15 protein-coding genes are annotated in these 19705 nt (G+C 67.9%); 3 read left to right on the top strand and 12 right to left on the bottom strand.

The window, feature by feature from the left end; all coding sequences use genetic code 11:
- Positions 1-54 precede the first annotated feature (54 nt).
- Positions 55-966 (top strand): LysR family transcriptional regulator, encoded by a 912-nt coding sequence (locus tag LFT44_RS06265; RefSeq protein WP_236801823.1) that lies wholly within the window; start codon positions 55-57, stop codon positions 964-966.
- Positions 967-989: 23 nt separating this feature from the next.
- Here the strand turns inward: LFT44_RS06265 and LFT44_RS06260 are convergent, their stop codons facing one another.
- The 5 genes from LFT44_RS06260 to LFT44_RS06240 form a co-directional block, all read right to left on the bottom strand.
- Complete coding sequence (locus LFT44_RS06260) at positions 990-1697, bottom strand: hypothetical protein (protein WP_236801822.1); 708 nt, start codon at positions 1695-1697, stop codon at positions 990-992.
- 204 nt (positions 1698-1901) lie between these two features.
- A complete protein-coding gene (gene gatB, locus LFT44_RS06255; RefSeq protein ID WP_236801821.1) occupies positions 1902-3410 on the bottom strand; it encodes an Asp-tRNA(Asn)/Glu-tRNA(Gln) amidotransferase subunit GatB in 1509 nt (502 codons plus the stop codon).
- A complete protein-coding gene (gatA, locus tag LFT44_RS06250) occupies positions 3410-4981 on the bottom strand; it encodes an Asp-tRNA(Asn)/Glu-tRNA(Gln) amidotransferase subunit GatA (protein ID WP_236801820.1) in 1572 nt (523 codons plus the stop codon). The genes gatB and gatA overlap by 1 nt, the downstream gene beginning before the upstream one ends.
- Positions 4982-4983: 2 nt before the next feature.
- A complete protein-coding gene (gatC, locus tag LFT44_RS06245) occupies positions 4984-5280 on the bottom strand; it encodes an Asp-tRNA(Asn)/Glu-tRNA(Gln) amidotransferase subunit GatC (RefSeq protein ID WP_175319340.1) in 297 nt (98 codons plus the stop codon).
- Positions 5281-5426: 146 nt separating this feature from the next.
- Complete coding sequence (locus LFT44_RS06240) at positions 5427-6908, bottom strand: CitMHS family transporter (protein WP_236801819.1); 1482 nt, start codon at positions 6906-6908, stop codon at positions 5427-5429.
- A gap of 231 nt (positions 6909-7139) precedes the next feature.
- On the opposite strand from LFT44_RS06240, the gene LFT44_RS06235 reads away from it, so the two are divergent.
- Positions 7140-8882, top strand: coding sequence for a sensor histidine kinase (locus LFT44_RS06235; protein WP_236801818.1), 1743 nt, complete (start codon positions 7140-7142; stop codon positions 8880-8882).
- Complete coding sequence (locus LFT44_RS06230; protein WP_236801817.1) at positions 8875-9537, top strand: response regulator; 663 nt, start codon at positions 8875-8877, stop codon at positions 9535-9537. Before LFT44_RS06235 ends, LFT44_RS06230 begins: the two co-directional genes overlap by 8 nt.
- Before the next feature lie 10 nt (positions 9538-9547).
- On the opposite strand, the gene LFT44_RS06225 is transcribed toward LFT44_RS06230, so the two are convergent.
- The 7 genes from LFT44_RS06225 to LFT44_RS06195 all read right to left on the bottom strand — a co-directional run bounded on the left by LFT44_RS06225 (position 9548) and on the right by LFT44_RS06195 (position 19701).
- Entirely contained in the window at positions 9548-9928 is a 381-nt protein-coding gene (locus tag LFT44_RS06225; RefSeq protein ID WP_236801816.1) for a RidA family protein, read from the bottom strand.
- 47 nt (positions 9929-9975) lie between these two features.
- Positions 9976-10479: a GNAT family N-acetyltransferase gene (locus tag LFT44_RS06220; protein ID WP_236801815.1), complete on the bottom strand. Its 504-nt coding sequence runs from the start codon at positions 10477-10479 to the stop codon at positions 9976-9978.
- 109 nt (positions 10480-10588) lie between these two features.
- Complete coding sequence (locus tag LFT44_RS06215; RefSeq protein WP_236801814.1) at positions 10589-11398, bottom strand: inositol monophosphatase family protein; 810 nt, start codon at positions 11396-11398, stop codon at positions 10589-10591.
- On the bottom strand, positions 11395-13689 hold the full coding sequence (ligA, locus tag LFT44_RS06210; RefSeq protein ID WP_442863770.1) for an NAD-dependent DNA ligase LigA: 2295 nt from the start codon (positions 13687-13689) through the stop codon (positions 11395-11397). The genes LFT44_RS06215 and ligA overlap by 4 nt, the downstream gene beginning before the upstream one ends.
- 111 nt (positions 13690-13800) lie before the next feature.
- Positions 13801-14433 carry a hypothetical protein gene (locus LFT44_RS06205; RefSeq protein WP_236801813.1) on the bottom strand — a complete coding sequence of 211 codons (633 nt, stop codon included), beginning with the start codon at positions 14431-14433 and terminating at the stop codon, positions 13801-13803.
- A gap of 121 nt (positions 14434-14554) precedes the next feature.
- Complete coding sequence (locus LFT44_RS06200) at positions 14555-19000, bottom strand: FtsK/SpoIIIE domain-containing protein (RefSeq protein WP_236801812.1); 4446 nt, start codon at positions 18998-19000, stop codon at positions 14555-14557.
- Positions 18997-19701, bottom strand: a complete 705-nt coding sequence (locus tag LFT44_RS06195; protein ID WP_236801808.1) for a hypothetical protein — start codon at positions 19699-19701, stop codon at positions 18997-18999. Before LFT44_RS06195 ends, LFT44_RS06200 begins: the two co-directional genes overlap by 4 nt.
- Positions 19702-19705: the final 4 nt, after the last annotated feature.

Below are 19705 nucleotides of genomic sequence, written 5' to 3'. Positions count from 1 at the left end.
ACAGCATTTTTCTCAATCAACGATGTAGCAATAGCTAATGATTAGACTGGAGCCATGGAGGTTCATCAACTCGAAATTCTGCGGGAACTCGGTGCCCTGGGCAGCGTGAAGGCGGTGGCCGACACGCTCATGGTCACCCCGTCGGCAGTGTCGCAGCAACTGGCCCACCTGCAGCGCAGCGTGGAGGTGCCCCTGACGCGCAAGGAGGGCCGGAACCTGGTGCTCACCGAAGCCGGCCAGGTCCTCGCCGACGCCGGTGCCGCCGTCGTCAGCGCCATGGCCGAGGCCCGCGGCGCGCTGCGGACCTATCATGGCTCTCCCGCCGGCAGGGTGACGGTCAGCGGGTTTCACAGCGCGGGACAGGCTTTGTTCGCGCCGCTGGCCAGGATGCTGGACCGGCCGGAGCATCCGCGGATCGAGCTCTCCGACGAGGATGTTGCGCAGCAGGACTTTCCCGCCCTCACTGCCCGTTACGACCTGGTGCTGGCGCACCGCATGGATCACAGCCCGCGGTGGCCGGCGGAACGGGTAGCCGTCATCCCCCTGGCGCACGAACCCCTCGACGTGGCACTGCCCGCCGGCCACCCGTTGGCGCAGAAGGACACGGTGACAGCGGACGACGTCGGCGCCGAAGCCTGGGTGACCAGCCACCCTGGCTACTCCCCCGCCGACGTTCTTGCCGCCGTCGCTGCCGTTTCCAGCCGGGAACCGAACATCGTCCACCGCATCAACGACTACTCGACGGTGGCGGCCTTGGTGGCCACCGGCGGCGTGGTGGGACTGCTCCCCAGGTACACGGCAGGGCCGGTGCTTAACCCGGACATCGTGCTGCGCCCGCTGGCGGGGATCAGCACCCGGCGCAGGATCGACCTGCTGGCCCGGCCGGAGAACCTGAAGCGGCGGGCGGTGGTGATGGTGTGCGAGGCACTTGAGGACATCATGGCGGGGCTGGTGCGCCAGGGCTGAAAAGTGCAGCGGGGCTGAAAAAGTCAGGCGCCCTGGTCGTCCTGGTGGTCTTTGCCCATCTTGTGGCCAAGGCCTTGACCGTGTCCCGGCGCGCCGCCCAAACCATGCCCCAGCCCAGGGCCGGGCTTGTCACCGGCGCCCTTCACGATCCGCTTGGCCGTGGCATTGTCCCCGTCCTTGACGCCTGCAATGCGGACGGCATCCCCTGCGGCAATGTCCGCGATGGTTCCGTCCGTCGGCTTAAGCCTCTTGCCGTCGTCGCGCTTTGCTCCCGGGCTGGCCGGCATGCGTGGGCTGGCTGGCGCGTCCGGGCTGGCAGTAGGCGCGGAACCATCCGCTGCTGCCGGAGGAATCCTGGTGATTCTCGTGTCGCCGTTGACGGTGTAGGTCTGGATGAAGCCGTCCTCGCTCTTGACCATGATGGCCGAGCCGCTGACCGATTCCACCGTCCCCCGCTGTTCCAGGACGGTCTGGAAGGTGCCATCCGCGTTCTTGACCACCTCCTCGCCATGAAGTGGCTGGGGACGCTGGGCTTTCTTGTCCTGCTTGTTTTGCTGTCCGGGCGCGCTGCCTGAATGGCCTGGGGCGGATTGCGGTGCCGATTGTGACGGCGAGGGGGTGGGCGTGCCCGTGGCCGACCAGGCAAGGGCAGCCCCCGTGCCGGTCAGCGCAAGGGCCACCGCCCCGGCAAGCGCGGCCTTGCGCACCCTCATTGATTCCCGGACCACCATGGTTGTTCCTCCCGCACCTTCGCGCCGCAACTCCCCGCCCGGGGCACCGGCTCACCTGGCCTCAAGTGTAAGGGTGATGCGCACGCTCAACCACGGGTACTTTCTGTGACGGCCGCCTGAGTACTTAAAGCGCAACTGGGTCGCAGTTGTTGTCGTTATGAGGGCTCAAAACGACAACAACTGCGACCCAGTTGGGTGGGTTTGCTAGACGGTGACGCCCAGCTTCTCCAGGATCAGTTCGCGGACGCGGGCCGCGTCGGCCTGGCCACGCGTGGCCTTCATGACCCCGCCCACGATGGCGCCGATGGCCTGGACCTTGCCGCCGCGGATCTTCTCCGCAACGTCGGGCTGGGCCGCGAGTGCGGCGTCGATGGCTTCCAAGAGGGGGCCGTCGTCGGACACCACGGCGAGGCCGCGTTTTGCAACAACCTCTTCCGGGGTGCCTTCGCCGGCGAGCACGCCGTCCAGCACCTGCGTGGCCATCTTGTTGTTGATCTTGCCGGCCTCCACCATGCGTGCGAGCTCCACGATGGTGGCCGGCTCGACACCCAGCTGGCCTGGGTCGACGTCGGCGGCCTTGGCGCGTCCCACGATCTCGCCCATCCACCATTTGCGGGCCACGGAGGCCGAGGCGCCGGCGGCTATGGTTTCCTCGATCTCGTCCAGGACTCCGGCGTTCACCACGTCACGGAATTCGAGATCGGAGTAGCCCCAGTCAGCCTTGAGGCGCTTGCGGCGCTCGGCCGGAGGCTCGGGCAGGGTGGCGCGCAGCTCCTCCACCCATTCCCGGGAGGCAACCACGGGGACCAGGTCCGGTTCCGGGAAGTAGCGGTAGTCGTCGGCGTCGGACTTGGGCCGGCCCGAGGTGGTGGTTCGGGTGTCCTCGTGCCAGTGCCGGGTTTCCTGGACAACCGGGTTGCCGGAATCCAGGACGGCTGCGTGGCGCTGGATCTCGTAGCGGACAGCGTGTTCGACGGCGCGCAGCGAGTTCACGTTCTTGGTTTCGGAGCGGATGCCGAACCGTTCGCGGCCGTGCGGGCGGAGCGAGACGTTGGCGTCGCAGCGGACGTTGCCGCGTTCCATCTTCGCGTCGGACACACCCAGGTTCTTCACGATCTCCCGGACAGCGGCCACGTACGCCTTGGCCAGCTCCGGCGCGCGCGAGCCTGCGCCCTCGATGGGCTTGGTGACGATTTCCACCAGCGGCACGCCGGCACGGTTGTAGTCCACCAGGGAGAAGTCGGCGCCGTGGATGCGGCCGGTGGCGCCGCCCATGTGGGTCAGCTTGCCGGCGTCCTCCTCCATGTGCGCGCGCTCGATCTCAACGCGGAACACGGTGCCGTCCTCAAGCTCGATGTCCAGGTAGCCGTCGTACGCGATGGGCTCGTCGTACTGGGAGGTCTGGAAGTTCTTGGGGGTGTCCGGGTAGAAGTAGTTCTTCCGGGCGAAGCGGCAGGATTCGGCGATCTTGCAGTTCAGCGCCAGGCCGATCTTGATGGAGGATTCCACGGCGGTCTTGTTCACCACGGGCAGGACGCCGGGCATGCCCAGATCCACTTCATTGACATTGGTGTTGGGCTCATCGCCGAAGACGTTCGGGGCGGAGGAGAACATCTTGGTCTTGGTGTTCAGCTCCACATGGACCTCGAACCCCAGGACGGGATCGTACTTCTCCATGGCCTCATCGAAGCTCAGGATTTCGTCAGTGCTCATTATTTTGCCTCCTGGGTTTCGAGGGTTTCAGCCGCAAGGTCGGGAGCCTGGGCCAGCAGCGGGCCGCCCCACTTCGCTTCGAGCAGCGACTCCAGGACCGCACCCACCCGGTACAGGCGGGCATCCTCGCGGGCCGGGGCCAGCAGCTGGATGCCAACGGGCAGCCCGTCCTCGTCCGCCAGCCCGCCGGGCAGCGACAGGCCGGGCACGCCGGCCAGGTTGGCCGGGATGGTGGCGACGTCGTTGAGGTACATGGCCAGCGGATCGTCCAGTTTTTCACCGAGCGGGAAGGCCGTGGTGGGGGCGGTGGGCGAGATCAGGACGTCGGCCTGCGCGAAGGCAGCCTCGAAGTCCCGCTGCACCAGGGTGCGGACCTTTTGGGCGGAGCCGTAGTAGGCATCGTAGTAGCCCGCGGACAGGGCGTACGTGCCCAGGATGATGCGGCGCTTGACCTCGTCGCCGAAGCCGGCGGCGCGGGTGGCACCCATGACGCGTTCAATGGTCATGGGGCCCTCTTCGGGGAGGACGCGCAGGCCGTACCGGACGCCGTCGAACTTGGCCAGGTTGGAAGAGGCCTCGGAAGGCATGATCAGGTAGTAGGCGCCCAGGGCGTACTGGAAGTTGGGGCAGGAGACCTCAACGATCTCGGCGCCGGCTTCCTTGAGCAGCTCGAGGGCGTCGTTGAAGCGGTTTTCGACGCCGGCCTGGTAGCCCTCGCCGTGCAGTTCCTTGATGATGCCGATCCGCAGTCCCTCCACGTTGCCGGTCTTCGCGGCGGCAACGAGGTCAGCCAGGGGTTCGGGCAGGGAGGTGGAGTCACGGGGATCGTGCCCGCCGATGACCTGATGCAGCAGGGCGGAGTCCAGCACCGTGCGGGTGACGGGACCGATCTGGTCCAGCGAGGAGGCCATGGCGATGGCGCCGTAGCGGGAGACGCTGCCGTAGGTGGGCTTCACGCCGACGGTTCCGGTAACGGCACCGGGCTGGCGGATGGAGCCGCCGGTGTCCGTTCCCAGGGCCAGGGGCGCTTCGAAGGCGGCAACGGCGGCCGCGGAACCGCCGCCGGAACCGCCGGGGATCCGGTCAAGGTCCCACGGGTTGCGGGTGGGGCCGAAGGCCGAGTGCTCGGTGGAGGAGCCCATGGCGAATTCGTCCAGGTTGGTCTTGCCCAGGATGGGCATCTTGGCGGCGCGCAGGCGTTCCACCACCGTTGCGTCGTAGGGGCTCTGCCAGCCCTCGAGGATCTTGGAGCCTGCCGTGGTGGGCTGGCCGATGGTGACAATCAGGTCCTTGACCGCGATGGGAACACCGGCCAGGACGTGCAGGGCCTCGGCTTCGGCACCCCCGGCGGCACGGATCGCGTCCACCTCGGCCGCGACGGCCAGGGCTTCCTCGGCGTTAACGTGCAGGAAGGCGTTGACCTTGCCGTCAACGGCGGCGATGCGGTCCAGGTAAGCCTGGGTCACTTCGACGGCGGTGACCTCGCGGGCGGCGAGCTTTTCGGCCAGCTGCGCGGCGGACAGTCGGACCAGGGCGTCGGCGCTGGTGCCGGTGGAGTTTTGTTCAGTCATGGTTATGCCTCATCCAGGATGGCCGGGACCTTGAAACGGTTTTCATCGGAATCCGGGGCGCCGGAGAGGGCCTGTTCCGCCGTGAAGGTGTGCCCCACGACGTCGTCGCGGAACACGTTGGTGAGCGGAATGGGGTGCGAGGTGGCCGGAACGTCGTCCCCGGCGGCCTCGCTGACGGACTTGACCGAATCGACAATGACGGCGAGCTCGCCGGCCATCCTGTCCAGCTCTTCGGCACTCATCTCGATGTGAGCGAGACGCGCGAGATGCGCGACGTCGTCACGGTTGATCGCAGCCATGGATCTCCCCTGCAAAGTTCGAATTGTTTTCCGATCCAGTCTAGTGCGGAAACGCAGATGCCCGTCTGACATCCCCCAGCGGGCGTCAGACGGGCACCTTCGATGCCCGGTCCGGTCACGGGGACGGGAGCGCGGGCAGCTACAGACTAACCGATCCCAATGGCTCCGGTCAGCATCCCGACCCCGAGCATTACAAGCGAGATCACGGCGGTGCGCCAGAGGACCTTCTTGTGGTGGTCACCGAGGTCAACCTTGGCCAGCGACACCAGCAGCAGGATGGCCGGAACCAGCGGGCTCTGGAGGTGGAACGGCTGGCCGGTGATGGAGGCACGGGCCATGTCCGCGGCTCCGACGCCATAGTGGGCGGCGGTCTCGCTGAGGACCGGCAGCACGCCGAAGTAGAACGCGTCGTTGCTCATGAAGAACGTCATGGGGATGCTGAGCACGCCGGTGATGACGGCCATGAACGGGCCCATGGAGGACGGGATGATCTGGACCAGCCAGGCGGACATGGCTTCCACCATGCCGGTGCCTTTGAGGACGCCGGTGAGGACGGCGGCGGCCATGACCATGCTGACCACGGCCACGATGGACGGTGCGTGCGCAATCAGCTGGGCGCCCTGGTCCTTGACCTTGGGGAAGTTGACCAGCAGGGCGATCGCGGCGCCAACCATGAACACGAACGGCAGCGGGATGACGTTGGCCACGAGCACCACCATGACGGCGACCGTCAGGGCCAGGTTGAACCAGAACAGCTTGGGCCGCAGGGTGCTGCGGTTGGGATCAAGGGCGGTGTCGGCAAGTCCGGCGCCGCCGTTTTCAGTAGCGGTGTCGTTGCGCTCCAGCACGGCCACGGAGGATCCGGCCGGGAAGCCGTCGACGGCGGGGGCTGCTCCGCCGGGGTTGCCGCCCTTGCGTCGGCCGGTGCCAACACCGGTGCCCGCGGCACCCGCCGGGCTGCCGCCGTCGAACTCTTCGGCAGTGTCCGGCACGCTCCAGATCTCCGGCGCAGTGGCGCGGAGCCGGTTTCGTTCCTGCAGGCCGAGCAGCCAGGCGAAGGCGAAGACCACGACCAGGCCGGCCACCAGGGAAGGGATCATGGGGACGAAGACGTCGTTGACGTCGATCTTGAGGGCGGTGGCGGCGCGGGCCGTGGGGCCGCCCCACGGCAGGATGTTCATGGTGCCGTTGGCCAGGCCGGCCACGCAGGTGAGGACCACGGGGCTCATCTTGAGGCGCAGGTAGACCGGCAGCATGGCCGCGGTGGTGAGGATGAAGGTGGTGGAGCCGTCGCCGTCCAGCGATACGGCAGCGGCCAGGATGGCGGTGCCCAGGACGACCTTGGCGGGGTCATTGCCCAGCTTGCGGAGGATGAACTTCACCAGCGGGTCAAACAGCCCGACGTCGATCATCAGGCCGAAGTAGATGATGGCGAACATCAGCAGGGCCGCGGTGGACGTCATGGACTTCATGGAGTCCATCACCATATCGCCGATGCCCAGGCCGGCGCCGGCGAAGAGGCCAAAAACAGTAGGGACAATGATCAACGCCAGCACTGGCGTCAACTTCTTCGTCATGATCAGCACCATGAATACCGCGATCATGGCGAATCCAAGTATTACCAGCACAGCCGGCTCCTTCTTGTGAACAGCACCACGGCGGTGTGATGCGTGCTACAGACTGTAGGGTGGCGGCCGTCACGGCAGTGCCTTTGGCTCAATTGATTGGCATACTGCTTATTGGGAGCATTTTGCTCATTGTGCTCACCGGGCTTTTCGCACTTTTCGTGCTGCCACGGCACCCTTGGAGCGCAGCGCCACAACCCGCTAAACCCGCGCCAGACCCGTCAAGGAGGATGAATGCAGCGTCCCGTGCCCCGGCAGCCGGTGCGGTTTTCCACCCAGACGCTGCTGCTGCAGCTGGCGGTAGTGCTGTTGGTGGTGCTGCTCAGCGCCGCCGTGCACGCCTGGCTCACCTATGACCGGGTAGGCAGCGATGCGGAGAACCAGGCGCTGACCCTGGCCCGGACCGTGGCCTCAGACCCGGAAACCCGCGCCAACGTGCAAGCCATCAGTGAACAGCCCGGCACTCCCCCGCCCGCCGAACTCCTGGCCGGGCCCCTTCAGTCATCGGCCGAGGCTGCCCGTACCCGGACCGGAGCGCTGTTCGTGGTGATCACCGACGAAACCGGCATCCGGCTGGCCCATCCTGATCCGCAGCGGCTTGGTGAAAAGGTCAGCACCGATCCGTCCGAGGCGTTGTCCGGGCAGGAGGTCACCACCCGGAACACCGGGACGCTCGGACCCTCCGCAGGAGCGAAGGTTCCGGTTTACGCTCCGGGAACCGGCACGGTGGTGGGAGAGGTAAGCGTGGGCTACTCCATGGAAACCGTGGCCCAGAGCGTGGCCCGCGACATCGGACCGGTGGCCCTGACGGCCGCGGGCGCCCTGCTCGCCGGGGTCCTGGGCTCCTTCCTGCTGCGCCGCCGGCTGCAACGCCTCACCCTGGGGTTGGAACCGGAGGAGATCAGCACGCTGGTGCACGACCAGGTGGCGGTGCTGCAGGGCGTCGACGACGGCGTCATTGGCGTAAGTGCCGACGGCCGGATCAGCGTGTTCAACGCCGCCGCGCAGCGACTGCTGGGACTGCCCGACCTGTCCGGCACGCGGTGGGAAAATGCGCCGGTGCCGGAGCAGCTGAAGACGCTCACCCGGCCGCTCCCCCGCGTAACCGGCGCCGCAGGTTCAACACTTGATGCCCTGGAGCTGGTGGCCGGCGGCCGGGTGCTGGTGGTGAACGCCCGCAAGGCGCTGCACCGGCGGGAGGACCTGGGCTGGGTGATCATGCTGCGCGACCGGACGGAACTGCAGGGGCTGACGCGGCAACTGGATGCGGTAGGGACCATGTCCACCGCGCTGCGGGCACAACGCCACGAGTTTGCCAACCAGCTGCACACGCTCGCCGGCTTCCTGGGCATCGGGCAGCACCAGGAAGCACGCGATTACCTGGCCACGCTGGCGGCCACCGGTCCGCTGAAGTTTCCGGTGGACCAGGCCGAGCTGCTCCAGGACCCGTACCTGCAGGCGTTCGTAGGCGCCAAGGGCGTGGAGGCCGACGAGCGCGGCGTCACGCTGCGCATTGGACCGGAAACCCTGGTCCACGGGCAGGTCACAGATGCCCAGGATGTCACCACGGTGCTGGGGAACCTGATCGACAATGCCGTCAATGCGGCTGTGGCGGGCTCAGCGACGGACCGGTGGGTTGAGCTTGAGGTGCTGGACGAGCCAGGCGACGACGGCGGCACACTGCACGTGGTGGTCGCGGACTCTGGTGACGGGCTGGCAGAGGGAACGGCTACGGAGCACGTGTTTGCCGAGGGCTTCACCACCTCTTCCGGTCCCGTCCGCGCCGGCGGCGGCCAGGGCTTCGGGCTTGCCCTGGCGCGCCAGCTGGCCCGGCGCCGCGGCGGTGACGTAAGGGTGCTCGAACGCGGGACGAAGGGCGGGCCGGGAGCCGTGTTCATGGCCACCCTTCCGCACACCACGGCAGGCAACCCTGCCAACAGTAATCCGGGGGCAGCCGGAAAGGACGGAAATGGCTGACGATTTTCGGGTTCTGATCGTGGACGACGACTTCCATGTGGCCAAGCTGCACGCCGCCTATGTGGACTCGGTGGCGGGCTTCCTTGCCCTGGCCCCGGTTGGCACGGCGTCGCTGGCGCTGCAGGCCATCCACAGCCTGCGGCCTGACCTGGTGCTGCTGGACGTCTACCTTCCCGATGCCTCCGGCCTGGACCTGCTCCAGCAGCTGGATGTGGACACGATTATCCTCAGCGCTGCCTCCGACGCCGCATCCGTCCGGGTGGCATTCCGCCGCGGCGCCCTGGGGTACCTGCTCAAGCCCTTTACGTCCGAGTCGCTGTCCCAGCAGCTGCGCTCCTACGCCCGGTACCGGCGCCTCCTGGCCCAGCCGGGCGCACTGGACCAGGAGGCGGTGGACCGTGCCAAACGGTCGCTGATTCCAGGCGACGTCACGCCGTCGTCGAAACCCCGCTCGGCAACCGAGGCGGCGGTGCTGGAGTCACTGGCCCCGGGCGAGCAGTACTCTGCCGCCGAAGTGGCCTCCCGCGTGGGCGTGTCCCGGGCCACCGCCCAGCGCTACCTGTCTTCACTGGCTGACGACGGCGCAGTGGATATCCAGCTCCGCTACGGCACCACCGGCAGGCCGGAGCACCGCTACGGCCTGCCGGGAAGGTAGGGCAGGAAACCTAGTCGCTCTTCTGGGCGACCAGTTCGATCTCGACGAGCATCTTCGGGTCAAGGAACGGGAGCACATGGACCAGGGAGAGGGTGGGGCGGATGTTTGCGAATCCCTCGCCGTGCGCCCGGCCGGCTTCTTCCCATCTACTGATGTCCGTCAGGTACAGCTTGGACTGCACCACGTCCTCGTAGGCGAAGCCGGCGTCGGCCAGGACCTTGCCCAGTTTCTGCAGGATGTACTGGGTCTGGGTGTAGAAGTCATCGCCCACCACTCCGTCCTCGCCGCTCGCCGCAGTGGCGGAGATGTAGAGGGTGTTGTCCACCTGGACGGCACGGGAGTAACCGAGGGTCTGTTCCCAGACGGATCCGCTGCCGAAGGTTTTGCGCATGGGTGGGCCTTTCAAAGCTGGAATGGGTCGCCACCACTGTAGGGCTGCTACAGGTCGCGCCGATAAACCAGCAGTTTTGTGTCGGTGCCGGGAACGAACCAGTCCCGCTCGGGCACGCGCTGGAACCCGGTCTTGCGGTACAGGCCGTGCGCGCTTTCCCAGGCCTGGCCGGTGGTGAGGGACACTGCCTTGATGCCGGGAAGGGTTTTCGCGTGATTAAGGATGGCGTCCACCATGGCCTTACCGGCACCGCTGCGCTGGACGGCCGGGTCCACCACCAGCATGCGGAATTCAAGCTCGTCCTGCAGGGCGATGTCCGCGTACGGTTCCCCGGCCAGCGCCAGGGTGACTGAACCGATGACGATCCCTTCCCGTTCTGCCACCCAAATGGTGGCCTGCTCGGCGCGGGCCGCAACGTCCATGATCTTGACCATGTACGGGTGGGCGGGGTCGTCGAAGTAGCCTGCGGAAAGGTAGGAGTCGCCGGTGATGCGGGCGACGGCCGCGAAATCGGCCTTGACGGCGGGACGGATGGTCAACTGCTTGTGCACCCGTCAATGGTAGTAGCTCCCGTGCCTGCCCTCGGGCGGAACAGCGCTTTCCGTGATCGAACTATCACTACGGGCGACTGGAGCACGTGCCGCTGCCAGGAACCAGCCCCTACAGCGGGAACTTGCCGGACAGTTCCAGGCTGGCGGCGCAGGTCCAGGCGTCCAGTCGCTCATCGTCCGTGGGGCCGCCGTCAAGGGGGCTGGTGAGGCGCGGCCTGCGCACCCAGCAGCCGGCTTCCTCCGCGATCAGGGCGCCGGCCGAGAAGTCGTACTCGTTCAGTCCCCGCTCGCCGTAGGCGTCATGGGTTCCATCGGCCACCATGCACAGGTCAAGGGCAGCGGAGCCAAGCCGGCGGACATCGGCAAAGCCGTCCATCAAAGTACCGAAGGCCGCAGCCTGCTGGACGCGGATCTCGGGTTCATAGCTGAACCCTGTGGCCAGGATCTGTCCGGCGCGCCCCGGAACCGGGCCGTCGAGCCTGCTGACGACGCCCCGCTCCTCCAGCCACGCACCCTGGCCGCGGGCAGCGTAGTACACGCGGCCCAGCGCAGGCACGTTCACGACGCCGGCCTGCCAGACGCCGTCGGCATCCGCCACCGCCACCGAGGTGGCGTAGTAGACGATATTGCGGATGAAGTTGGTGGTCCCGTCCAGCGGATCGATGGACCAGCGGTAGCCGGTGGGATCGGCGGGGCGGGTGGTTCCCTGCTCCTCACCGGTGACGCTGTCGCCGGGCCGGGCCGCGGAAATGACGTCCCGCACCGCACTTTCGGCTGCGACGTCGTAGGCGGTGACCCAGTCCCCTGCCGCCCCCTTGTTGCTCGCGTCCAGGGCGTTGCCGTCGCGGCCGGACAGGACGTGGGCACCAGCGGCGGCAGCCTGCCGGGCCACCTCCAGCAGTTCCGAAGCGGATGTCATGCGTTCTCACCAGTCTCGTCTTCGATTGCCGCGTCTTCCGTCTCGTCTTCGTCCGCTGCTGCCGCGTCGCCCAAAGCGGCCGGGCCGCCGTCGAGCAGCTGCCGGAACCCATCCTCATCCAGCACCCGGATCCCCAGCTGCTCAGCCTTGTCAAGCTTGCTGCCGGCGCTTTCGCCGGCCACCACGTAGCTGGTGTTCTTGGAAACGGACCCCGCTGCCTTGCCGCCCCGGAGCAGGATGGCCTCCTTGGCCTCGTCGCGGCTGAAGTTGGGCAGGGAGCCGGTGACCACCACGGTGAGCCCTTCGAGGGTGCGCGGCATGGACTCGTCCTGTTCGTCCTCCATGCGGACACCGGCGGCGGCCCAGCGGTCGATGATCTCCAGGTGCCAGTCCTCGGCGAACCATTCCTTCAGGGCGGCGGCGATGGTGGGTCCCACCCCGTCCACGTGGGCCAGTTCCTCCTCGGAGGCTGCACGGATGCGGTCCATGGAGCCGAACGCCTGGGCCAGGGCCCGCGATGCCCGGGGACCAACGTGCCGGATGGACAAGGCGACCAGCACGCGCCACAGGGGCTGGGTCTTGGCCTTTTCGAGTTCCTTGAAGAGCTTCTGGGTGGTGGCGGTGGGCTTGGAGGGCGACTTGGCGGTGCCCTTGCTGAAGAAGTACGGCACCAGCTCGTACTCGCCTGTGGGGACTCCCTTGACCTTTTTTTCGCGCCGGATCCGGACGCCGGCCAGGTCCTCCGGGGTGAGCTCGAACAGCCGCGCTTCGGAAGTCAGAGGCGGCACCTCGGGCTCCGCGGGCTGGGTCAGGGCGATGGCAGCTTCCCAGCCCAGGGCCTCGATGTCGAACGCACCCCTGCCCGCTACGTGGAACACCCGTTCGCGCAGCTGGGACGGGCACGACCTGGCGTTGGGGCAGCGGACATCCACGTCCCCTTCCTTGGCGGGGGCCAGCGGCGTGCCGCAGGAGGGGCATTCGGTGGGCATGACGAAGTCGCGCACCGGCGGGTCCTGCTGGTCGCGGAGGTTCAGGACCGGGCCCACGATCTCGGGTATGACGTCCCCCGCCTTCCGCAGGATTACGATGTCGCCGATCTTGACGCCCTTGGCCTTGACCACGTCCTGGTTGTGCAGGGTGGCCATTTCCACGGTGGAACCGGCGACCTTGACCGGCTCCATGACGCCGTAGGGGGTGACGCGGCCTGTGCGGCCCACGTTGACCTGGATGTCCAGCAGCTTGGTGTGGACTTCCTCGGGCGGGTACTTGTAGGCCACGGCCCAGCGGGGAACGCGGGTGGTGTTGCCCAGGGCCCGCTGGGTGGCGAAATCATCCACCTTGATCACGATGCCGTCGATCTCATGGAGCAGCTTGTGGCGCTGGTCGCCGTACCGCTTGATGAAGCCCAGCACGTCGTCGCGGGTTTCCAGCACCTCGAAGTACGGGCTGACCGGCAGGCCCCAGTCCTTGAGCAGCCCGTACGTCTCCGACTGGCTGCCGGCGGCAAGCCCCTCCCGGGCGCCGATGCCGTGCACAAACATCTTCAACGGCCGCTTGGCAGTCTCGGCCGGATCCTTCTGGCGCAGCGACCCGGCTGCCGCGTTCCGCGGGTTGGCCAGCGGCGCCTTGCCGGCCTGGATCAGTGCCTCGTTGAACTCGGCGAAGGCCTTGGACGGGATGAAGACCTCACCCCGTACCTCCATCTCGGCCGGGAAGCCAGTACCGCGCAGTTCCTGCGGGATTTCCTTGATGGTGAGCAGGTTGTGGGTGATGTCCTCACCCGTGGTGCCGTCGCCGCGGGTGGCGGCACGCACCAGCTTGCCGTCCCGGTACAGGAGGTTGACTGCCAGGCCGTCGATCTTGAGTTCGGTCAGCCAGGCTGCCTTGGCGCTGCCGTCACCGATTTTTTCGATGCTGGCCTCGGCCCGGTTGAGCCAGGCCTCAAGCTCCTCCAGCGAGAAGACGTCCTCCAGGCTGTACATCCGCTGCAGGTGTTCCACCGGCGCGAATGCGGCGGAGACCTCGCCGCCCACTTCCTGGGTTGGTGAATCGTTGGCCACCAGTTCCGGGTGCAGCGCCTCGATCTCCTCGAGCCGGCGGAAGAGGGCATCGAACTCGGCGTCCGACACCAGCGGAGCATCCTCCTGGTAGTACGCGAACCGATACTTCCGCACCAGGTCCGCAAGGTTTTCGTATTCCTCGCGGACGGCCTCGGTGGGGATCGCCTCTGGTTCGTGCGGTGCCGGGGTCCGGGTGGCGGTCTTTTCTGCGGGTCCTGGTCCTGTGCTCACAGACCTATCTTGCCCTACACCTCCGACAGCCACCCGGCAGGCCCGCGCGGCAGGCAGTAAGCGCTGCGGCCGGGAAGCGCCGAAGCCAGGCAGTGTTGCCGCAGGAACAGGTCAGTGCGACCGGAGCCGGTTGCGCGTCCACCAGGCAAAGGCGCCGGCTGACACGGCCAGCAGCACCGTTCCGGCGGCGATGGGCAGCAGGGCCGGGCCGCCGGGGGCCTGGCCCCGGACAGGGGCTGCGGCAGCCAACTGCGCTGGCGCGGCGGACCGGGTGACGGGGCTGTTCCAGTCCTGGCCGCTGGACGGACCGGTTGGAGGCCGGTAACCGGCTGCGGCCGAGGCGGTGCCAGGCGCGGGCTCATCCAAGTCCGCCCCTGCGGTGGCAGGGATCGCGGCGGGATCAGGTGCCGGGGCAGCGGGCTGCGGGGCCGTATCTGCCTGCGGAGGCTGGGGCTGGGCAGGCTGGGCGGGCGGCTCGGCAGGGGGTGCCGGCTGGGCGGGCGGCGGAGCCGGTTCCTTGGATTTCCGCGGCCGCCCGTTCTGGCCCGTGTCCGGGCTGCTGGCAAGGATGGGAAGACAGATCAGCCCGCAGTCGGTGGCCTGCGTGCCGGACGCCGGAGCGGGCGAGGGTGCAGTGGTTGCAGCGAGTGCCGAGCCTGCTGGGAAGAAGCCAAAGGCGAGGGCCAGGACGGCTGCGGATGCCGTCGTCGAAACGGCGTGGCGGAACGGTGCGGACGGGGTCATTGCTACCTTTCGATGCGCGCAGCCCCCCACCACGGCTTTCTGGTGTCCCCGGTAGTCTTCTACAGCGCCCTGCGGGGCCGCAAATCCGCAACGGCGCCGGCCCCGCAGTTGTCCGGGCTGTTCAGTCCCGGTTTTCAGGCGGCAGCGCCACCTGGATCTTCCGCGCCTTGCCGCGTCCCACCACGTAGCCGCGGCCGGGGATGAACTCGGGACTGACGCGGCCCAGCGAGGTGTTGAGCAGGCTGTCGCCCTCGATGTCCCCCGGGTTGAGCAGCAGCCCGCGGCGCCCGGATTTGAAGGGCTGGGCCAGCTGCCAGGCACTGGACCAGGTGGAGGATTCAGACTCGCCCACCACCCATTGGTCCGCCTTCAGCGACGCGGTGACCAGCTGCGCCATGCCCGACTCGGCGATGGTGTCGGTGAACTCGGTCAGGCCTTCGATGAAGAAGGCCACGGTCCCCGGATTTCCGGTGGAGTGCTCCACCAGGTCCTCCACCACCTCGGCGAGGTCGTCCGGCCCCACTACCGAGCGGTTCCAGATGGGGAGGGAGGCGACGGCGGACCGGCGGGATCCGAGGTAGATCAGCTCAGTGGCGGGGTTGGACCGCCGCAGCGCGTAGGCCAGGGTGACCAGGGCTACGGTCCGTCCGGCGCCGGGCGGGCCGGCCAGCAGCAGCGGGCCGCGGGCCATGATCTCGGCGGGCTGCAGTGACTCGTCGTCCACGCCGACGACGGGCAGGTCCGGGCTGCCGGCGGGCAGGACGTCCAGGTCCACCTGCTCCGGAAGCCGCTCGATGCCGGGAGCACTGCCCAGCCCCTGCCGGAGCATCGCTTCGCTGAGCTTGTGGACTTCCCTGGCCTGCAGGGCCAGGTTCGAGTTGCCGCCCAGGACGGCCAGCTGGACTTCGAGTCCGTCCAGGAGTCCGCGGCCCGGAGGCGAGTTGGCGGTGAGGACGTCCCTGGGCACATCCATGGAAATGTAGTCGTCCTCGTTGGAGAGCCGCAGGACCAGCCGGCGCTGGATGGAGGCCAGGAGCGATGCGGGGACCGCGTTGGGCCGGTCCCCCGTGACCACCAGGTGGATGCCCAGGGTGCGGCCGTCCGTTGCCAGCTGCAGGAAGATGTCCCAGAGCCCGGAGAGCTTGCTGTGCTCGTAGGCCTCCCGGAAGGCGGACATGCCGTCCACCAGCACGAAGATGCGCTTCTCGTCGGGCCGGTTGGCCAGCTTCCGGTACTCCACGATGGTGGAGGCACGGACCTCGGCGAACTGGGCCGAGCGCAGTTCGGCGATGTCCCGCAGGAGCCGCAGCAGGCGCCCGACGCGTTCCACGTCGTCGCCGTTGATGATCTCGCCCACGTGCGGAAGCTCCTCAAGCATCCGCAGCCCCGAAGAACCGCAATCGATGCCGTACACGTGGACCGGGCCGCCGCGCGGGGTGACCGCGGCGGCGATGGCGATGCCGCGCAGGGCCGCAGACTTGCCGGAGCCGCCGGTGCCATAGATGGCCATGTTGCCGTCCCGGTCCGGTTCGTAGAACACGGTGGGCTGGTCCTGGTGGACAGGATCGTCGGCCACCCCGAGCAGGAGCTGTTCGTCGGTGCGGGGGTTGGGGAGCTTGGAGAAGTCGTAGGTCTTGGCCAGCTCATCCAGCCACGGCTTGCGCGGCGGCTGGATGGCCAGGGTGTCCGCGGCGTGCACGATGGTGGAGGTCATCCTGGCGATGTCGTTGGGTCCGGCCGGTTCCTGGGCCACCGGCTTGTCGGGGGCCGGCGCTTCCCAGCTGGGGCCGGAACCGAAGGCCATCTCCACGATGTCGATTTGCGGCCGTTGCGGCTTGTCCGTAGTCCAGCCGCCCGCGTAGCCGGTCTGGAACCCTTGGATGCGGCCGGGGCCGGTCTTGGCGGCGCCGCGGCCTGGTATGGCGGGGTCGAAGTAGGCGGCATCCGGGACGCCCAGGATGTCGGTGGCATCATCCTCGTCCGCCATGCGAAGTGCCACGCGGAGGTTGGTGTTGGCGCGCAGGTTGTCCTTGATGACGCCGGCTGGCCGCTGCGTGGCCAGGATCAGGTGCAGGCCCAGGGAGCGGCCACGGGCAGCCACGTCCACCACGCCGTCCACGAACTCGGGAACGTCGTTGGCCAGGGCCGCGAACTCGTCCACGATGATGATCAGGTACGGCGGCGCCTCGGGATCGGCCTCCCGCTGCAGGGCCAGCAGGTCCTTGGCTTTCTTCCGGTTCAACAGCTGTTCCCGGTAGTGCAGCTCGGCGCGCAGCGACGTGAGGGCGCGGCGTACCAGGTGCGGGGACAGGTCTGTCACCAGGCCCACGGTGTGCGGAAGGTTGATGCAGTCCGCGAATGCGGCCCCGCCCTTGTAGTCCACGAACAAGAAGCTGACCCGGTCCGGGCTGTACGCCGCGGCCATGCCCATGACCCAGGACTGCAGGAATTCGGATTTGCCGGCGCCGGTGGTGCCACCCACCAGCGCGTGCGGTCCTTCGTTTTTCAGGTCCAGGTACAGCGGTTCGATGCCTTTGGACCCCACCAGGGCCCGCAGCGTGCCGTTGTCCTTGCGGTTGGCCACGGCGGTAGCGTGCACGGAGTTGTTTTCGGTCCAGCGTTCGGCCACGGACTGCGGGTTGTCCAGGAAGTCCTTGCCGATCAGCGTGGCGTAGGAAACAGCCCTGGGCAGGTCGGAGTCGTCATTCACGGGCTTGCCCACGTCCACCACGGGCGCCAGCATCCTGGCCAGCTGGGCGGCGAGTTCCGCGTCCACGCTTTCGCAGCTGACCGGGTAGGTGTGGCGGCCCAGGCGGACCTGGCCGGTGGTGGTGCCGTGGTCGCCGTCCACCACCATGAAGTCGCGGCAGGCTGCAGGAAGGGCCTGGATGTCGGTGGCCACCCACAGGACGTGGACGCCGGAATCCGGGCCACGCTCGGCCAGCCGGGTGAGGCGGCCGCGGTCCACCGGGGCGTCGTCTTCCACGATGACCAGCACGGAGGGCAGGACCGGCTCTTCCAGCTCGTGCTTGACGGGGTCGATGCCGGGACGCAGGTCCGGCGCGGTCCGCTTGGCTGCTGCTTCACGCGCGTCGACCAGGTCCTCGAGCCTGGCCACCAGGGAGGACCCGCCGGCCGAACCGGCCGCCAGGTGGTCCCCGCCCAGCGGGCTGTGGCCGGAGCCGACGTGCGGCAGCCATTGCAGCCAGTTCCAGCGTTCCCGCGACTGGGCGGACGTGATGGCGGTGAGGACCACCTCGGCCGGGGAATGCAGGCCCACCAGCTGCAGGACCATGCCGCGGGCAACGTCGTCCACCAGGCCGCGGGCCCCGGCGATGCCCAGGGCGCCGGAGGTGCGCAGCTGGGAGACCACGGGAACGCCTTCGATCTCGCTGAACTGCTTGATGCAGTCCTGGATTTCGCGGGCGTACTGGACCTCGGTGTCGTTGTTGGAGGGTTCTTCCAGCGGGATGCGCGACGGCGCCGTTCCCAGCCCAAAGCGCAGGCCCAGGAAGGACGAGTGCTCCGGCCGGTGCGTCCACAGCAGCGGCCCAAGCTTATAGATGGCATCCACGGTGTCGCTGACGGACGGCGCTTCCTGCAGCCGGACCGCCCGTTCCACCTGCTGAAGCTCGGTGAGGTCCTGCCGGAAGGCGGCCATGGAGGCACCGAACTGCTTGAGCTGCTCCTTCTGCTGCTTCCGGGTCCGCATCTTCGTGTCCACGTAGTGGCCCACGATGAACAGGGGCATCATCAGCATGAACACCATGGAGAGCACGTTCTGCGTCACCGCGAAGATGACCGCGCCCATCATCAGGGGCGCCACCAGCATAATGTAGGGGAAGGGCTGGTCCTCCGGGCGCTTGGGCCCGGCGGGAAGGACCCGCTTGGGTACCTCGAACCGGGGCACCACCCGCGGGGAGCGGTTGAAATCCACCAGGGGCGACGTCGGTGCTGCCGCATGGTTATGCCCCAGCGGCACCACGGTGACAGTGGTGTCCCCCAAGGTCACCGTGTCGGAGGAGTTGAGGGTGGCGCGCGTGACGGGCAGGCCGTCCATGAGGAGCCCGTTGGCGGAGTTGGTGTCCACGATTTCGATGCTCTCGCCCACCGTGATCCGGGCGTGCCGCTTTGACGTGAGTGGGTCCGTCAACCGGATGTCCACGTCCCTGTCCCGGCCGATGTAGCTGGTGCCGGTGGGCAGCGAAAATTCGCGGCCGACGTCGGGCCCGGACAGCACCCGCAGGGTGGCAGCTGCCGGGCCCCGGTTCGCCCCTGGTTCGTGGAACTGTTCGCTCACCTGGGCCAGGGAGACCACAGAGCCGGGGCGCAGGCCCGATTCGAGGAGGTTGTCCTGGCGGGCCAGGATGTTTCCGCTGATGCCGGCGCCCACGAATGCCTCATCGATCCGCAGGGACAGGTTGTCCGGCGCGGGCGTGCCCTTGCGGTCCGGGTCTGCCGCCCACAACACGGTGGCGATATCGGCCACGGTGGCCATGCCGTCCACCGTGACGGCCAGGTCCTTGGCGTCGGCGGGTTCACGGCGGAGTGTCAGCCGGATCCTCATCCTTCGTCCACGCCCCTCATCTTTTCGAGCAGGTACAGGTCATCGGGTGTCACCAGGTGGGTGGTGACGGCGTGTTCCACCAGGCGGGCACGGCGGTTGGTGGCCAGCTTGCCGCCGCCGCCGCGCAGCCCCACCACGCCCACCCGGTCCAGCTTGTCGCAGACATTGTCGAGTTTGCGGTTGAAGCGGGTCAGCGCCCATCCCAGGGTCTTGGCGGCCGCCGCCGAGGAGGGGATGGTGCTGAAGCCGGTGCCTTCGCGCCGGAGCACCGGCTCGGCGAGCGCCACGATCAGCGCCTTCTGGGCGTCGGTGAAGACCACCGGGCCGATGGTGGTGTCCCCGCTGCTGGCGCCTTCGCGGGCTTCCTGCCGGAAGGCGGGCGTCTTCAGGTGCACGGCGAACTCGTACGTGGTGGGTCCGGCGGTGAAGATCACGTTGGTGTGGCTGAACACCAGCGGAATCCGGGCGCCGGGTGACAGCCAGGCCTGCATGCCGCCGGATGCGTCGGCAACGGTGGCGGAGAGCATGCTGCCCACGTTGCTGAGCCACCAGATCCCGTCGTACCTGGCCACCTGCAGGAACTGCCGGTGCAGGTACGGATTGTCATCCACTTCAAGGTCGCCCTCGCGGCCGATGTTGAAGATGTCGTCGTCCGATGGCTCATACCATTCGCCGCAGAAGTCTATTGCTAGATCCCCCATGATC

It is taken from the genome of Arthrobacter sp. FW306-05-C (assembly GCF_021801725.1).
Lineage (GTDB): Bacteria > Actinomycetota > Actinomycetes > Actinomycetales > Micrococcaceae > Arthrobacter.
Note: the sequence above shows the minus strand (reverse complement) of the source record. Positions and strands in the feature narration are given on the sequence as shown.